The following is a 15,016-nucleotide window of genomic DNA, read 5'->3' as shown; positions in this document are numbered from 1 at the left end:
GTAAGAAGGCACACCATACGAAGACCGCGTGTCAACGAGCGGCGGAGAATTGTTTCATCATCGTTTCTTTGATCGGTGTAAATTTTCAGCGGGACTCGGAGACCCGTCCCTGGTCCACCCGTAGCCGCCGGTCGACCCGCACGGCCTCCAGCATCCGCCGGTCGTGGGTGACCAGCAGCAGCGTGCCGGGATAGCTCGCCAGCGCCGACTCGAGCTGCTCGATCGCGGGCAGGTCGAGGTGGTTGGTCGGCTCGTCCAGCACCAGCAGGTTGACGCCCCTGGCCTGCAGCAACGCCAGCGCCGCCCGGGTGCGCTCGCCCGGCGACAGGGTGGCGGCCGGGCGCAGCACGTGGGAGGCTTTGAGCCCGAACTTGGCCAGCAGGGTCCGCATCTCCCCGGGCACCATCTCGGGCACGTGCTCGGCGAAGGCGTCGAGCAGCGGCTCCTCGCCCTCGAACAGCGCCCTGGCCTGGTCCACCTCGCCGACCACCACTCCTGACCCCAGGGCGGCGTGCCCCTCGTCCGGCCCGATCCGGCCGAGCAGCGCGCCCAGCAGCGTCGACTTGCCCGAGCCGTTGGCCCCCGTGATGGCCACCCGCTCGGCCCAGCCGATCTCCAGGTTCACCGGCCCGAGCGTGAAGGCGCCCCGCCGGACCACCGCGCCGCGCAGCGTGGCCACGACCGCGCCGGATCGGGGCGCGGCGGCGATCTCCATCCGCAGCTCCCACTCCTTGCGCGGCTCCTCGACCACCTCCAGCCGTTCGATCAGCCGGTCGGTCTGGCGGGCCTTGGCGGCCTGCTTCTCGGTGGCCTCCACGCGGGCGTTGCGGCCGATCTTGTCGTTGTCGGTGGCCTTGCGGCGGGCGTTCTTGACCCCCTTCTCCATCCAGGCGCGCTGCGTGCGGGCGCGGGCCTCCAGGTCGGCGCGGGTGGTGGCGTACTCCTCGTACTGCTCGCGGGCGTGCCTGCGGGCCACCTCCCGCTCCTCCAGGTAGGCGCCGTAGCCGCCGCCGTACAGCCGGATCCGCTGCTGGGCGAGGTCCAGCTCCAGCACCTTGGTCACGGTGCGCGCCAGGAACTCCCGGTCGTGGCTCACCACCACCGTGCCCGCGCGCAGGCCGGTGACGAACCGCTCCAGCCGGTCGAGCCCGTCGAGGTCGAGGTCGTTGGTCGGCTCGTCCAGCAGGAACACGTCGTACCGGCTGAGCAGCAGCGACGCCAGCCCGGCGCGGGCGGCCTGGCCGCCGGACAGGGAGGTCATCGGCTGCTCCAGGCTCACCGTCAGGCCCAGCTCGGCGGCCACCGCCTCCGCCCGGTCCTCCAGGTCGGCGCCGCCCAGCGCCAGCCAGCGTTCGAGGGCCGTGCCGTAGGCGTCGTCGGCTCCCGGGGCCTGCTCGACGAGCGCCTGCGTGGCCGCGTCGAGGTCGTGCTGCGCCCGCGCCACGCCGGTGCGCCGGGCGAGGAACCGCCCGACCGTCTCCTCCGGCCTGCGGTCGGGCTCCTGCGGGAGATGGCCGACGGTCGCGGTGGCGGGGCTCAGCCGTACGGCGCCCTCGGCGGGCGCGTCGAGTCCGGCCAGCAGGCGCAGCAGCGTGGACTTGCCCGCGCCGTTCGCGCCGACGAGCCCGATCACGTCGCCGGGGGCCACCACCAGGTCCAGCCCCGAGAACAGGACACGGTCACCGTGCCCGGCCGACAGTTCCTTGGCCACCATGGTCGCGCTCATGTGCTCTGATGGTAGTTGCCCCGGTCGACCGAATATCGTGGGCCCGGTGCCCCGCCTGCCCGTCCTCCTCGCCGCCCTGCTGACCGTCGCCGCCGGGCTCGGGGTGCGCGCCCTGTGGGACGGGCCGGTCGCCAAGTACGCGGGCGACGCGCTCTACACCGTGCTGATCTTCGTGCTGGTCGTGCTGGTGTGGCCACGGGTCCGGCCCGCCTTGGCGGCCGCGGTGGCCGCCGGGCTGAGCTGGGCGATCGAGTTCGCCCAGCTCGCCGGCATCCCGCCGGCGCTGCGGCCGCTGCTCGGCAGCACGTTCAACCCGCCGGACCTGCTCTGGTACGCCGTGGGCGCGGGCGCGGCCTGGGCCGTGCACGCCTGGCTGCTCGGGCGGCGCATACCTCCGGACCGAGCGGAAAGGGAGGAGGGAAGGCACGTCAAGGGGGAATCCAGATGATGCACGGCAAGACGATCGCGTTCCTCGTGGCTCCCGAAGGGGTCGAGGAGGCCGAACTCACCGAGCCGTGGAAGTCCGTCAAGCAGGCCGGCGGCGCACCGAGGCTGATCTCCACCGACTCGGGCCGGGTCCAGGCCTTCAACCACCTCGACAAGGCCGGCACCTTCGCCGTGGACGCCACGGTCCAGGAGGTCTCGGCGGCCGACTTCGCCGGGCTGATGCTCCCGGGCGGTGTCGCCAACCCCGACTTCCTGCGTATGAACGACAAGGCGGTGCGGTTCATCCGCGACTTCTTCGACGCCGGCAAGCCGGTGGCCGCGATCTGCCACGCGCCGTGGACGCTGATCGAGGCCGATGTGGTCCGCGGGCGCATGGTCACCTCGTGGCCCAGCCTCCGGACGGACCTGCGCAACGCCGGCGCGGAGTGGGTGGACCGCGAGGTGGTGGTCTGCACGGCCGGGCCCAACATGCTGGTCACCAGCCGCAGGCCGGACGACCTCAAGGCGTTCGACCAGGCGATGATCGACGCCTTCAGCGCGTAGCCGGGCCCCGGTCGCGGGCGACGGCGCCGAGACGGCGCGCGCCCTCGGCCAGCTCACCGGCGTCGGCGGCGGCCGCGAACCCGAGCCGCAGATAGGAGCCCTGCGGCTCGGCCGCGAAGTAGTCGCGCCCCGAGGCGACGGCGACCCCGCGCGCCCGCGCCGCCTCGGCCACGCCGTCGGCGTCGCCCGCCCGCACCCACAGGTGCAGCCCGCCGGCCGGGACCCGTTCGGGCACCCACGCGGGCGCCTCGCGGGCGAGCGCGCCCACCAGCGCGGCGCACCGCTGCCGCAGCGCCGCCGCCAGCGCCCGCAGGTGCCGGTCCCACGCCGGCGTGCTCACCAACTCCAGGGCCGCCTCCTGCAGTGGCCGGGCGATGAAGAAGTCGTCCACCAACCGCATCGCGCGCAGCCGTTCCAGCACGGGGCCCCGCGCCACCAGCGCCCCGATGCGCAGGCTGGGTGAGGCGGGCTTGGTCAGCGAGGTCAGGTAGACCACCGTGCCGTCACGGTCGTCGGCCACCAGCGGCCGGGGCACCGGCCCGCCGTGGCCCAGGTGCCGCGCGAAGTCGTCCTCCAGCAGGAAGGCGCCCGCCGCCCGGGCCACCTCGACCACCTGGCGGCGGCGCTCGGGGGCCAGCACGGCGCCGGTCGGGTTGTGGAAGGTCGGCTGGCAGTACAGCAGGCGCGCGCCGGTCGTGGCGAAGGCGTCGGCCAGCAGATCGGGCCGCACCCCGTCGCCGTCCATCGGCACCGGCACGGGCCGCAGCCCGGCCGCGCGGGCGGCGGCCAGCGCGCCCGGATAGGTCGGCGACTCCACCAGGAGCGGGCTGCCCGGCGCGGCGACGGCCCGGAACGCCATCGACAGCGCCCCCTGCCCGCCACCCGTGACCAGCACGTCGCCCGGCTCCACGTCGCCGCCCACCAGCCGGGCGAACACCGCGCGCAGCGGTTCCAGGCCCATCGTCGGCGCGCGGTCCCAGGCGTCCGGCCGCCGGGCGGCTCTGGCCAGCGCCGCGGCCAGCGCTCTGCCCGGCTGGAGCGACCTGTGCAGGTAGCCCCCCGCCAGCGCGACGGCCTCGTCCGGAGGCGGTCCCACGAGGCCCCGCGGCGCCGCCACGCTGCGGTCGCCGAGGACCACGGCCTGCCAGGACGTGTCGGGCTCGGCCGCCTGCGACCGCCGCGCCGCCACGAACGTGCCGCTGCCCGGGCGCGTCACGACGGCCCCTTCGGCGGCGAGCTGGGCGATGGCCCGCGCCACCGTCACCGGGCTCACACCGTGCCTGCGCACCAGGTCACGGCTGCTCGGCAGCCGGTCGCCAGGTGCGAGGCGGGCGACCTCGCGCTGCAGGCTGGAGACGATCATCTCGAAAGTGCTACTCTCGGCCATGAGAGATCATAGTAGCGCTTTTGCGCAGCGTGGAGAAACGCTCCTCGACGTCTCGGCCCTGCGCGCCGACACGCCCGGCTGCGACTCGGTGATCCACTTCAACAACGCGGGGTGCGGCCTGATCCCCCGGCCGGCCCTGCGGGCGATGCACGACCATCTGGACCTCGAAGCCGGCATCGGCGGCTACGAGGCGTCGGCCGCCCGTGCGGAGGAGGTACGCGACTTCTACGCGGCCGTCGCCGACCTCCTGGGCTGCGGCCCGCACAACGTCGCCTTCGCCGGCAGCGCCACCCACGCCTACAGCAAGGCCCTGTCGGCGATCGCCTTCGAGCCGGGCGACGTCATCCTCACCACCCGCAACGACTTCATCTCCAACCAGATCGCGTTCCTGTCGCTGCGCAGGCGGCACGGCGTCGAGGTCGTGCACGCCCCGGACCTGCCCGGTGGCGCCGGGGTGGACGTCGAGGCGATGGCCGCCCTCATGCGCGCCCGCCGGCCCCGGCTGGTCGCGGCGACGCACGTGCCCACCAACTCCGGCCTCGTCCAGCCGGTGGCCGAGATCGGCCGGCACTGCCGCGAGCTGGACCTGCTGTACATGGTCGACGCCTGCCAGTCGGCGGGCCAGCTCCCGCTCGACGTGACGGAGATCGGCTGCGACCTGCTCACCGCCACGTGCCGCAAGTTCCTGCGCGGGCCGCGCGGGTCGGGCTTCCTGTACGTCTCCGACCGCGTGCTGCGCGCCGGGTACGAGCCGTTGTTCATCGACATGTACGGCGCGCGCTGGGTCGAGCCGGGCGCGTACCGGCCGGTCGAGACGGCTGCCCGGTTCGAGGAGTGGGAGTTCCCCTACGCCACCCTCCTCGGCTGCGCCGCCGCCGTCCGCTACGCCCTCCAGGTCGGCCTGGACCCCATCTCCCACCGCACGCCGGCCCTCGGCGACCGGCTGCGCGATCTGCTGGCCGCCGTCCCCGGCGTCCGGGTGCTCGACCGCGGCCCCCGTCCGGCCGCCCTGGTGACGTTCGCCGTCTCCGGCTGGGAGGCGGAGCCGTTCAAGCGGGCCCTGGACGCCCACCGGATCAACTCGGCACTGAGCCTGCGCGAGTTCGCCCAGTACGACTTCGCCGACAAGGACGTCGCGTGGGCGTTGCGTCTGTCACCGCACTACTACAACACCGAGGAGGAGGTGGACCAGGTCGCCGCCGTCGTCGCCGACCTCGTGACTCACCCGCCGTCGCGCAGGTAGGCGAGCAGCGAGGGGCGGGTGGGGCTCCAGCCGAGGACGTGCCGGGTCCGGTCGGAGGAGACGTCCTGGTCCCGGGTGACCACGGCGTGCGTCACGCCGGCGGCCGAGGCCAGCTCCGCCAGCTCGGCCGCCTCGGCGGGGTCCACGGTGAGCGGCCACTCGGACAGCACGTGCTTGCCCGCCTCCAGGGCGGCTCTGATCACCTTCGCGTGCTCGGGCGCCTTCACCGACACCACGACGAGGTCCACCTCGTCGTGGGCGACGAGCGGCCCCGCGCCGGCGAACGCCAGCGGCACGCCGTGGTCCGCCGCGACCCGGTCCGCGCTCTCCTGGCGCGTCGTCGCGACCGCGGTCACCTCGTAGCCGGCCAGCCCGGCCAGCGCGGGCAGATGCGAGCCGGCGGCCCAGCCGCCGGCTCCGACCACTCCGGTCCTGATCACCTCATCGACCCCCCTTAGTTATGTATCGATTGGTATGAAATTAAGGCTGCCGGAATCGGGGCGCAAGAGGTAACGTACCGATAGGTAAGAAATTCTGAGGAGGTACGGCATGCCGGGAGGCCGCCCCCGAGCCTTCGACCCCGACGTCGCACTCGACCGCGCCCTGGAGGTGTTCTGGCGGCAGGGGTACGAGGGCACCTCGCTGTCGGACCTGACCGCGGCGATGGGCATCAACCGGCCGAGCCTGTACGCGGCCTTCGGCAACAAGGAGGAGCTGTTCGCCAAGGTCGTGGACCGCTACGTCAGCGGCCCCGGGGCGTTCGCCGACGAGGCCCTGGCGGCCCCGACCGTCCGCGAGGTCGTGGAGCGGCTGGTCCGCGGCGCCGTCGAGCTGACCGCCGGCGCGGACACGCCGCACGGCTGCCTGAACGTGAACACCGTCCACGCCTGCGGCCCCGACGCCGCCCCGGCCCGCCGGACGTCCCTGGCCTGCCGCATGGCCGGCGAGACGGCCCTGCGCCGGCGCTTCGAACAGGCCCCCGATCTCCCGGCCGGCCACGACCCGGCCACCCTGGCCCGCCTCGTCCACACCATCACGGACGGCATCGCCGTCCAGGCGGCCGGCGGCCGCACCCGCGAGGACCTCCACCAGATCGCCGACCTCGCCCTACGCGCCCTCCTGCCGGGCTGACAGACAGGAGCACGCGGCCGAAGCAGGCACGCCGCCCTCCGCGCACGCCGTCAGGAAGCTCGCGGACATCTCCGCCAGGCGGCGAGACACGAGCCGACGTGTACCGCGACCGTAGGAGTTGACGAGTCCACCCCGGCCGTGACATGCTGAAGGCGGCAGCGAGGTTGACACTCATAGTAAGTGTGGACATTCGTTTGCAGTTTGCGTTATGCTGCCCTCCTCGCGCTGCCTTGCGACGCCCCGGATTCCGCCGGGGCGTTTGGCGTGCGCGCAGTTCGATTCCATCCGTGCCCTTCCGGAAGGACATCTGTTGGCAGCCTCGCGCAACGCCTCCGCCGTACCCGCCGGTCCCCGTCGCGTCTCGTTCGCGCGCGTCCAGGAGCCCCTCGAAGTTCCTGACCTTCTCGCCCTGCAGACCGAGTCCTTCGACTGGCTGCTCGGCAACGAGAAGTGGAAGGCCCGGGTCGAGGCGGCTCGTCAGGCCGGGCGCAAGGACGTCCCGACCCAGTCGGGCCTCGAAGAGATCTTCGAAGAGATCAGTCCGATCGAGGACTTCTCGGGGACCATGTCCTTGTCGTTCCGCGACCACCGGTTCGAGCCGCCCAAGTACTCAGTAGACGAGTGCAAGGACAAGGACATGACCTTCTCCGCCCCGATGTTCGTCACGGCGGAGTTCATCAACAACACCACCGGTGAGATCAAGAGCCAGACGGTGTTCATGGGCGACTTCCCGCTCATGACGCCGAAGGGCACCTTCGTCGTCAACGGCACCGAGCGTGTCGTGGTCTCGCAACTGGCACGGTCCCCGGGCGTGTACTTCGAGCGCAGCGTCGACAAGACGTCCGACAAGGACCTCTACGGCTGCAGGGTCATCCCGTCGCGGGGTGCCTGGCTCGAGTTCGAGATCGACAAGCGCGACAGCGTCGGTGTGCGCATCGACCGCAAGCGCAAGCAGGCCGTCACCGTGCTTCTCAAGGCGCTGGGATGGACCACCGAGCAGATCCTCGAGCGTTTCGGCCAGTACGAGTCGATGCGGGCCACCCTGGAGAAGGACCACACGGCCGGCCAGGACGACGCGCTGCTCGACATCTACCGCAAGCTGCGGCCGGGTGAGCCGCCGACCAAGGAGTCGGCGCAGACCCTGCTGGAGAACCTGTACTTCAACCCCAAGCGCTACGACCTCGCCAAGGTGGGCCGCTACAAGATCAACAAGAAGCTCGGTGTCGCTTCGGAGATCACGCAGGGCACGCTGACCGAGGACGACATCGTCGCCACGATCGAGTACATCGTCCGGCTGCACGCCGGCGAGGAGTCGATGCCGGGTGCCAACGCTGAGGTGATCGTCGAGGTGGACGACATCGACCACTTCGGCAACCGCCGCGTGCGCAGTGTCGGCGAGCTGATCCAGAACCAGGTCCGCCTGGGCCTGGCCCGCATGGAGCGCGTCGTGCGCGAGCGGATGACCACGCAGGACGTCGAGGCGATCACGCCGCAGACCCTGATCAACATCCGTCCGGTCGTGGCGTCGATGAAGGAGTTCTTCGGCACCTCGCAGCTTTCGCAGTTCATGGACCACATCAATCCGCTGACCGGGCTGACGCACAAGCGGCGTCTGAACGCGCTGGGCCCCGGTGGTCTGTCCCGCGAGCGCGCCGGCTTCGAGGTCCGTGACGTGCACCCGTCCCACTACGGCCGGATGTGCCCGATCGAGACCCCCGAGGGTCCGAACATCGGCCTGATCGGCTCGCTGGCCTCCTACGGCCGGCTCAACGCCTTCGGCTTCGTCGAGACCCCTTACCGCAAGGTCGTCGACGGCAAGGTGACCGAGCAGATCGACTACCTGACCGCCGACGAGGAAGACCGTTTCGTCAAAGCGCAGGCCAACACGGTACTGAACCCTGACGGCTCGTTCGCCGAGTCCCGGGTTCTGGTCCGCACCAAGGGGGGCGAGACCGAGCTGGCGCGCGCCGAGGAGGTCGACTACATCGACGTGTCGCCCCGGCAGATGGTGTCGGTGGCGACGTCGATGATCCCCTTCCTGGAGCACGACGACGCCAACCGGGCGTTGATGGGCGCGAACATGATGCGCCAGTCTGTGCCGTTGCTCAAGAGCGAGGCGCCGCTGGTCGGCACCGGCATGGAATACCGGGCCGCGACCGACACGGGTGACATGGTCAGCGCCGAGAAGGCCGGCGTGGTCGAGGAGGTCTCCGCCGACTACGTCACCGTCATGAACGACGACGGCAGCCGGACGACCTACCGGGTGGCGAAGTTCAGGCGCTCCAACCAGGGCACGAGCTTCAACCAGAAGCCCATCGTGGCCGAGGGTGACCGCATCGAGGTCAACCAGGTCATCGCCGACGGTCCCTGCACCGACAACGGCGAGATGGCGCTGGGCAAGAACCTGCTCGTGGCGTTCATGCCGTGGGAGGGCCACAACTACGAAGACGCGATCATCATCTCGCAACGGCTGGTGCAGGACGACGTCCTGTCCTCGATCCACATCGAGGAGCACGAGGTCGACGCCCGTGACACCAAGCTGGGCCCGGAGGAGATCACCCGCGACATCCCCAACGTCTCCGAAGAGGTCCTGGCAGACCTCGACGAGCGCGGCATCATCCGCATCGGCGCCGAGGTCGTCCCCGGTGACATCCTCGTCGGCAAGGTCACCCCGAAGGGTGAGACCGAGCTGACGCCGGAGGAGCGGCTGCTGCGTGCGATCTTCGGTGAGAAGGCCCGCGAGGTCCGTGACACCTCGCTGAAGGTGCCGCACGGCGAGCAGGGCAAGGTCATCGGCGTCCGCGTGTTCAGCCGCGAGGAGGGCGACGAGCTCCCGCCGGGTGTCAACGAGCTGGTCCGCGTCTACGTGGCCCAGAAGCGTAAGATCACCGACGGTGACAAGCTCGCCGGCCGCCACGGCAACAAGGGTGTCATCTCCAAGATCCTGCCCATCGAGGACATGCCGTTCCTGGAGGACGGCACCCCGGTCGACATCATCCTCAACCCCCTCGGCGTGCCCGGCCGGATGAACGTCGGCCAGGTGCTGGAAATGCACCTGGGATGGATCGCCGCCAACGGCTGGGACATCTTCGGCATCGAGGAGGCCTGGGCCGAGCGGCTGCGCGACAAGGGCCTGGACAGGGTCGAGCCGCGCACCAACATGGCCACGCCGGTCTTCGACGGCGCCCACGAAGAGGAGATCGTCGGGCTGCTGGACAGCACCCTCCCCAACCATGACGGGGATCGGCTGGTGCGGCGCAGCGGTAAGGCCCGGCTGTTCGACGGCCGCAGTGGTGAGCCGTTCCCGTATCCGATCGCGGTCGGCTACGTCTACATCCTCAAGCTGCTCCACCTGGTCGACGACAAGATCCACGCCCGTTCGACGGGCCCGTACTCCATGATCACCCAGCAGCCGCTCGGCGGTAAGGCCCAGTTCGGCGGCCAGCGCTTCGGTGAGATGGAGGTGTGGGCCCTGGAGGCCTACGGCGCCGCCTACGCCCTCCAGGAGCTCCTGACCATCAAGTCCGACGACGTCCTCGGCCGCGTGAAGGTCTACGAGGCCATCGTCAAGGGCGAGAACATTCCCGAGCCGGGCATCCCGGAGTCCTTCAAGGTCCTCATCAAGGAGATGCAGTCGCTCTGCCTCAACGTCGAGGTGCTCTCCAGCGACGGCATGTCCATCGAGATGCGCGACACCGACGAGGACGTCTTCCGCGCCGCGGAGGAGCTCGGCATCGACCTGTCCCGGCGTGAGCCGAGCAGCGTCGAAGAAGTCTGACGGTCGCCCTGCGCGACCTGCGGGTGCCGGCCCGCGGCGGAGGGAAGGTGGTCCTCCTCCGGCGCGGGTCGACACGCCGCGGTGGAGTGCGGGCGACCCGCGCCGGCAGGCTCGTGGGCAGCGGGCACGGCGCCGAGGTGCGGGCCCTGCCCGGGGGGGCTGAGCCGTACCGGTCAGGCGGCCGCGAAAGAGGCGGCCACGGCCGCGCGGACCTCGTCCATCGTCGTCTCGCCCACCTCTCGCCGCAGCGACGTCATGTCGACGTCGGGCATCCCGCAGGCGACCGCCCACTGCCACGGGGAGAGGTCGCCGTCGACGTTGAGGGCGAAGCCGTGGCTGGTGACGCCGCGGCTCTGGCGCATGCCGATCGAGACGATCTTGCGCCCGGTCTCCTTCGTCCAGACGCCGGTCAGCAGCTCCGAGCCGGGGGGCGTGTCGCGCCGCTCGGCGGGCAGGCCCATCCGGTCGAGCGCGTCGACCAGCCGGAGCTCCACCTCGCGGACGTAGTCGACGATGCCCTCGTCCTCGGCGAGCTTGACGATGAGGTAGCCGACGAGCTGGCCGGGGCCGTGGTAGGTCAGCTGCCCCCCGCGGCCGGTCTCGACCACGGGGATGCCCCGCGAGGGGTCGGGCAGGTGGGCCGCCGGGGTGCGACGGCCGACGGTGTAGACCGAGGGATGGCTGAGCAGCCAGAGGGTGTCCGGCCGCTCGTCTCGCTGGCGCTCGCCGACGAGGTCGGTCATGCGCTCCATCGCCTTGTCGTAGTCGACCAGGTCATCCTGGATGAGTGTCAGCGGCCTCGCCTTCATGCTCACAGGATAGGACGCCCCGGCACGTCCCTGTCCTCGGGGCGGCTCAGTACTTCTTCGGCTCCTCGGGGATGAGGACCCACATGAGGACGTAGGCGACCCACATCGGGCCCGGGAGGAGCGACAGCAGCAGCCAGACGATGCGGACGAGCGTCGGGGGCAGGCCCCACTTGTCGGCCAGGCCGCCGCAGACGCCGGCCAGGATCCTGTGCTCTCGTGAGCGGTACATCAGTTCCTCCGTGTGGTTGTGCCTACTAGGAGAACGGACAACCAGACGGTCCAGATCCCCTCACGGACCCTGAGAAAACCCCGACAGGGTCAGCCATCTGCGGGCCATGGCCAGATGTTGCCTGGTCAGGCCGCCCACCGGGTCCACGCAGACGAGCAGGAAGCGGTCGAGACCCTGACGCTCCCTGAGGTAGCGCTCGTCCTCGTCGCGCACCTGGTCGTCGAACCAGACGAACGGCCTGTCCTCAACGTACGCGGCCACATGGGGCGTCTTGAACATCTCGCCCAGCTCGCTGTCGCGAGCCGGTCCCATGGGCACGACCGGCAGCTCGGGCAGGCCGATGCGGGGCGCGATCCAGTGGTTGGCGTGGTGCTCCCACGTGGTGGCCCAGGCCAGCTCGGCGCCCGTGGCCAGGGCCAGTTCGAGGAGCCGGGTGCCGTGCCTGGCGTCCAGGTGCACGGTGTAGGCCTCGGGACCGATCGTGCAGTGGTAGCGCCGGAAGCCGGGCTCCGGCCGGCCGAACGGGTTGAGCACCCCGTCGACGTCGACCAGCAGCAGCGGTCTCACCGGCCGGCTCCCACCCGGTGCTCCTGCGGGCTGATGCCGCGTACGCGCTTGAAGGCGGCGCTGAGCGCGAACGAGCTGCCGTAGCCGACCTTCCTGGCGACCGAGCCGATCGTGGCGTCGGGCTCGCGCAGCAGGTCGGCCGCCAGCGCCAGCCGCCAGTCGGTGAGGAACGCCATCGGCGGCTCCCCCACCAGCTCGGTGAAGCGCCTGGCCAGCGACGCCCGAGAGACGCCGACCTGCGCGGCCAGCGTGGCGACCGTCCACGGGTGGGCGGGATTGTTGTGCAGCATCCGCATCGCCTTTCCCACCACCGGATCGCTCTGCGCGCGGTACCAGGCCGGAGCCTCGTGGGTGGCGAGATACGACCGTAGCGTGGCGATCAGCAGCAGGTCGAGCAGCCGGTCCAGCACGGCGTCCTGACCTGGTTCGTCCTTGACCACCTCGGCACCGAGCAGGGAGATCATCGGGCCGCCCGGCCGGACCAGCATCCCGGGCAGCGCCTCCAGCAGCCGCCGGCTGACCTCGCCCTCCATCTGGTAGGTGCCGGTGATCATCACGGTGCCGCCGTCGGGGTCGTTCCCCCAGCTCCGGACGCCGAGGTCCATCTCCTGGTAGAGGTCCTCGCCGTCCAGCGTGGTGCAGCGCTGGCCGGGGTGGATCACGATCTGCGGCGGCGTGGCCGGGTCGTCGGCCACCACGTACGGCTCGGGCCCGCGCATGACCGCCACGTCGCCGGGCGCGACGCGCACCGGCGCACCGCGGTCCGGCGTCACCCACGCCTCGCCCCGGACCATCGCCACCAGGGTCAGCGGCGCCTCGTCCTGGATGCGCAGCGACCACGGCGGGTTGAGCAGCGAGCGGAGCAGGAACGCGCCACGAGCGCGAGGTCCGTCGAGGAGGGCGGCGAGCTGATCCATGATTTAGACGATCGCATATGGAAGTGCGCTTCTCAACCATGGAGAGTCCAACGATCTTCGGGCTTACTTGAGGCATGACAACTTTGGTGCTGGGCGGAACCGGCAAGACCGGCCGCCGTGTGATCGACAGGCTCACCGCTCTCGGCCGTCCCGTCAGGTCCGGCTCACGCTCCGCCGTACCGTCCTTCGACTGGGCGGACCGCGGCGGCTGGGCCGACGTCCTGGAGGGCGTCGAGTCGGTGTACGTGACCTACTACCCCGACCTGGCCGTCCCCGGCTCGGTCGACGACATCGAGGCGTTCACCGCGCTCGCCGTCCAGAGCGGCGTCCGGCGGATCGTCCTCCTCTCCGGCCGCAACGAGCCGCAGGCCGAGGCGAGCGAGCGGGTCGTGCAGGGTTCCGGGCTGGAGTGGACGGTCGTCCGCTGCGCCTGGTTCATGCAGAACTTCAGCGAGGGCTACCTGCGCGACGCGGTGCTCGACGGGGTGATCGCGCTGCCCGCCGGCGACGTGGCCGAACCGTTCGTGGACGTGGACGACATCGCCGACGTGGTGGTGGCCGCGCTCACCCAGGACGGCCACGCGGGCCGGCTGTACGAGCTGTCCGGGCCGCGGCTGCTCACCTTCGCCGACGCGGCCGCCGACCTGGCGGCGGCGCTCGGCCGGCCGGTGACCTACCTGCCGGTCACGGCGGCGGAGTTCGCCGCGGGGGCCATCGAGCAGGGTGTGCCCGAGGACGAGGTGGCGATGCTGAACGGCCTGTTCGCCGAGGTCCTCGACGGGCGCAACGCGTACGTGAGCGACGGGGTTCGCGAGGCTCTGGGCCGGCAGGCCCGGGACTTCACCCCCTTCGCCATGGAATGGGGCAAAACCCTGCCCTCCGCGTGACCCCCGCCGCGTGCGATGCCCCCGGCAGCCGGCCCCCGGCCCCCGGCTGCCGGCGCACGACGCAACGCGGCGGTCTTCTCCCGAAGGTGTCCCCGGCCGTGGCTCGCCGGTGGGTCACGGTCGCAGCTTCTGATCTTTCATCTTCGCCGCGGCGTCGCGCAGCAGCCCAGGTGCCAGCCGGCGATGGACGGCGGACAACGGATGCCACACGCTGCGGCCCAGGCGCCGGTCATAGCGCACGAAGGTCCCCAGCGACACCCGCCCATCGGTCGCCTCTACGAGAAGGTTGCCGGTCAGGAACCAGGAAGCGGCCTCCAGCCGGATCCACCCTTCGCCACGTTCGGCGATCCGCCATCCGGCCACGGTGCCCGGCGATCGTCCTCGGCTGAGTCGGATACCGAGGAGGCCGCGCCAGATGAACCGCTCCGCGACGCTGGGGACGTCGCCGAACATCGCCCGGGCCCACTGCTCCGGTGTCGCGTTCGCGTCCGTGGCGAGGGTGAAGCGGTCGGCGTAGTCGATACGGGACAACGAGCTGTGAGCGAGGACGGACTCGGGGATGTTGTCCGTTCCCACGGCGTCGTCCACGGTGGCCGCACTGCTGCCGCGCGGACCTGGGCGGCCACGCTCCCGCCAGGCGCTTTCCAGTTGCCGGGTGAACGCCGGGAAGACGATGAGGCGTCGGAACGGCCTGATGGCGGCCATGTACAGCCGTCCGGGCAGGCCGTTGGGGTTCGCGAGGACCGCCATCCGTAGCTCGTACCCGCCGCTCGGGGCAGGCGCCCACGACAGGTGCATGACCGAGTGGACGGTCTTGCTCGCCAGTTCGAGGGCGCACTCGTCATCCCACTCGTACACCGCGGTGAACGGCGCGAATCCGGCGTGCGAGCCCTGTGCGGCCTCGCGAAGGTCGCTCGGCAGGCGGTCGCGGAGTGACTGGACCCGCGCCCCGATGCCCGCCTTGGGCTCGTCCCAGCCGAAGAGGGCCCCGAGCTTCCAGCGCACCGCGAACAGGAACCGGAGTGGCAGGGCCTCCCTCGCGGGATCGCCGGGTGCCTGTATCGCAGCGAGCATCGCGGGGAAGTCGTCCGGCCCGGCGCCAGGCATGCTGAACGCCCACACGTCCTCGACCCGGAAGTCACCGGCGATTTCATGGATCCGCCAGGGGCGGCTGGTGTACGCAGTGCGCGGGAGTCTCATGGCAACACCACCTTCTTTACCGCGACGGGAGGGGGAGATCCGGCGTGGCTTTCGCCGGCGCTCGGCGCTCGGGCCGCGGGCGGAAGGCGACAGAACCGCCGGTCATCTCACTTTCCCCGTTCATGTATACGCAACCGTATAAACTTGAGGTT

The 15,016-nt window shown here is 71.2% G+C and carries 14 protein-coding genes; 6 read left to right on the top strand and 8 right to left on the bottom strand.

Going from position 1 to position 15,016, the window contains the following annotated elements; all coding sequences use genetic code 11:
- Nucleotides 1-85 precede the first annotated feature (85 nt).
- The gene (locus tag FHU36_RS32655; RefSeq protein WP_185087950.1) at nt 86-1,726 is read right to left on the bottom strand and encodes an ABC-F family ATP-binding cassette domain-containing protein; all 1,641 of its coding nucleotides are present in this window, start codon (nt 1,724-1,726) and stop codon (nt 86-88) included.
- A gap of 46 nt (nt 1,727-1,772) precedes the next feature.
- Here FHU36_RS32655 and FHU36_RS32650 point away from each other — a divergent pair, with 46 nt between their 5' ends.
- Nucleotides 1,773-2,174, top strand: coding sequence for a DUF2809 domain-containing protein (locus FHU36_RS32650; protein WP_221497060.1), 402 nt, complete (start codon nt 1,773-1,775; stop codon nt 2,172-2,174).
- A complete protein-coding gene (locus FHU36_RS32645) occupies nt 2,171-2,716 on the top strand; it encodes a type 1 glutamine amidotransferase domain-containing protein (RefSeq protein ID WP_185087948.1) in 546 nt (181 codons plus the stop codon). Before FHU36_RS32650 ends, FHU36_RS32645 begins: the two co-directional genes overlap by 4 nt.
- Here the strand turns inward: FHU36_RS32645 and FHU36_RS32640 are convergent.
- Entirely contained in the window at nt 2,706-4,103 is a 1,398-nt protein-coding gene (locus FHU36_RS32640; RefSeq protein ID WP_185087947.1) for an aminotransferase-like domain-containing protein, read from the bottom strand. The two genes, FHU36_RS32645 and FHU36_RS32640, sit on opposite strands and share 11 nt — an antisense overlap.
- On the opposite strand from FHU36_RS32640, the gene FHU36_RS32635 reads away from it, so the two are divergent.
- A complete protein-coding gene (locus tag FHU36_RS32635) occupies nt 4,102-5,346 on the top strand; it encodes an aminotransferase class V-fold PLP-dependent enzyme (RefSeq protein WP_185087946.1) in 1,245 nt (414 codons plus the stop codon). The two genes, FHU36_RS32640 and FHU36_RS32635, sit on opposite strands and share 2 nt — an antisense overlap.
- Here the strand turns inward: FHU36_RS32635 and FHU36_RS32630 are convergent.
- A complete protein-coding gene (locus tag FHU36_RS32630; RefSeq protein ID WP_185087945.1) occupies nt 5,325-5,786 on the bottom strand; it encodes a Gfo/Idh/MocA family protein in 462 nt (153 codons plus the stop codon). The two genes, FHU36_RS32635 and FHU36_RS32630, sit on opposite strands and share 22 nt — an antisense overlap.
- A gap of 109 nt (nt 5,787-5,895) precedes the next feature.
- On the opposite strand from FHU36_RS32630, the gene FHU36_RS32625 reads away from it, so the two are divergent.
- Both FHU36_RS32625 and rpoB read left to right on the top strand, forming a co-directional pair.
- The gene (locus tag FHU36_RS32625) at nt 5,896-6,477 is read left to right on the top strand and encodes a TetR/AcrR family transcriptional regulator (RefSeq protein ID WP_185087944.1); all 582 of its coding nucleotides are present in this window, start codon (nt 5,896-5,898) and stop codon (nt 6,475-6,477) included.
- 310 nt (nt 6,478-6,787) lie between these two features.
- The gene (gene rpoB / locus FHU36_RS32620; RefSeq protein ID WP_221497059.1) at nt 6,788-10,255 is read left to right on the top strand and encodes a DNA-directed RNA polymerase subunit beta; all 3,468 of its coding nucleotides are present in this window, start codon (nt 6,788-6,790) and stop codon (nt 10,253-10,255) included.
- 173 nt (nt 10,256-10,428) lie between these two features.
- Here rpoB and lipB read toward each other — a convergent pair whose 3' ends face one another.
- The 4 genes from lipB to FHU36_RS32600 are packed head-to-tail and all read right to left on the bottom strand — an operon-like array spanning nt 10,429 to nt 12,777.
- The gene (gene lipB / locus FHU36_RS32615) at nt 10,429-11,064 is read right to left on the bottom strand and encodes a lipoyl(octanoyl) transferase LipB (RefSeq protein WP_185087942.1); all 636 of its coding nucleotides are present in this window, start codon (nt 11,062-11,064) and stop codon (nt 10,429-10,431) included.
- Between the two features lie 46 nt (nt 11,065-11,110).
- On the bottom strand, nt 11,111-11,293 hold the full coding sequence (locus FHU36_RS32610) for a PspC domain-containing protein (protein ID WP_185087941.1): 183 nt from the start codon (nt 11,291-11,293) through the stop codon (nt 11,111-11,113).
- A gap of 60 nt (nt 11,294-11,353) precedes the next feature.
- The gene (locus FHU36_RS32605; protein WP_312892003.1) at nt 11,354-11,860 is read right to left on the bottom strand and encodes an HAD domain-containing protein; all 507 of its coding nucleotides are present in this window, start codon (nt 11,858-11,860) and stop codon (nt 11,354-11,356) included.
- A complete protein-coding gene (locus FHU36_RS32600) occupies nt 11,857-12,777 on the bottom strand; it encodes an AraC family transcriptional regulator (protein WP_185087940.1) in 921 nt (306 codons plus the stop codon). Before FHU36_RS32600 ends, FHU36_RS32605 begins: the two co-directional genes overlap by 4 nt.
- 74 nt (nt 12,778-12,851) lie before the next feature.
- On the opposite strand from FHU36_RS32600, the gene FHU36_RS32595 reads away from it, so the two are divergent.
- Entirely contained in the window at nt 12,852-13,664 is an 813-nt protein-coding gene (locus FHU36_RS32595) for a Rossmann-fold NAD(P)-binding domain-containing protein (RefSeq protein WP_185087939.1), read from the top strand.
- Nucleotides 13,665-13,778: 114 nt separating this feature from the next.
- Here the strand turns inward: FHU36_RS32595 and FHU36_RS32590 are convergent, their stop codons facing one another.
- Nucleotides 13,779-14,864, bottom strand: coding sequence for a DUF2867 domain-containing protein (locus FHU36_RS32590; protein WP_185087938.1), 1,086 nt, complete (start codon nt 14,862-14,864; stop codon nt 13,779-13,781).
- Nucleotides 14,865-15,016 lie beyond the last annotated feature (152 nt).

Source organism: Nonomuraea muscovyensis, from assembly GCF_014207745.1.
GTDB lineage: Bacteria > Actinomycetota > Actinomycetes > Streptosporangiales > Streptosporangiaceae > Nonomuraea > Nonomuraea muscovyensis.
Note: the sequence above shows the minus strand (reverse complement) of the source record. Positions and strands in the feature narration are given on the sequence as shown.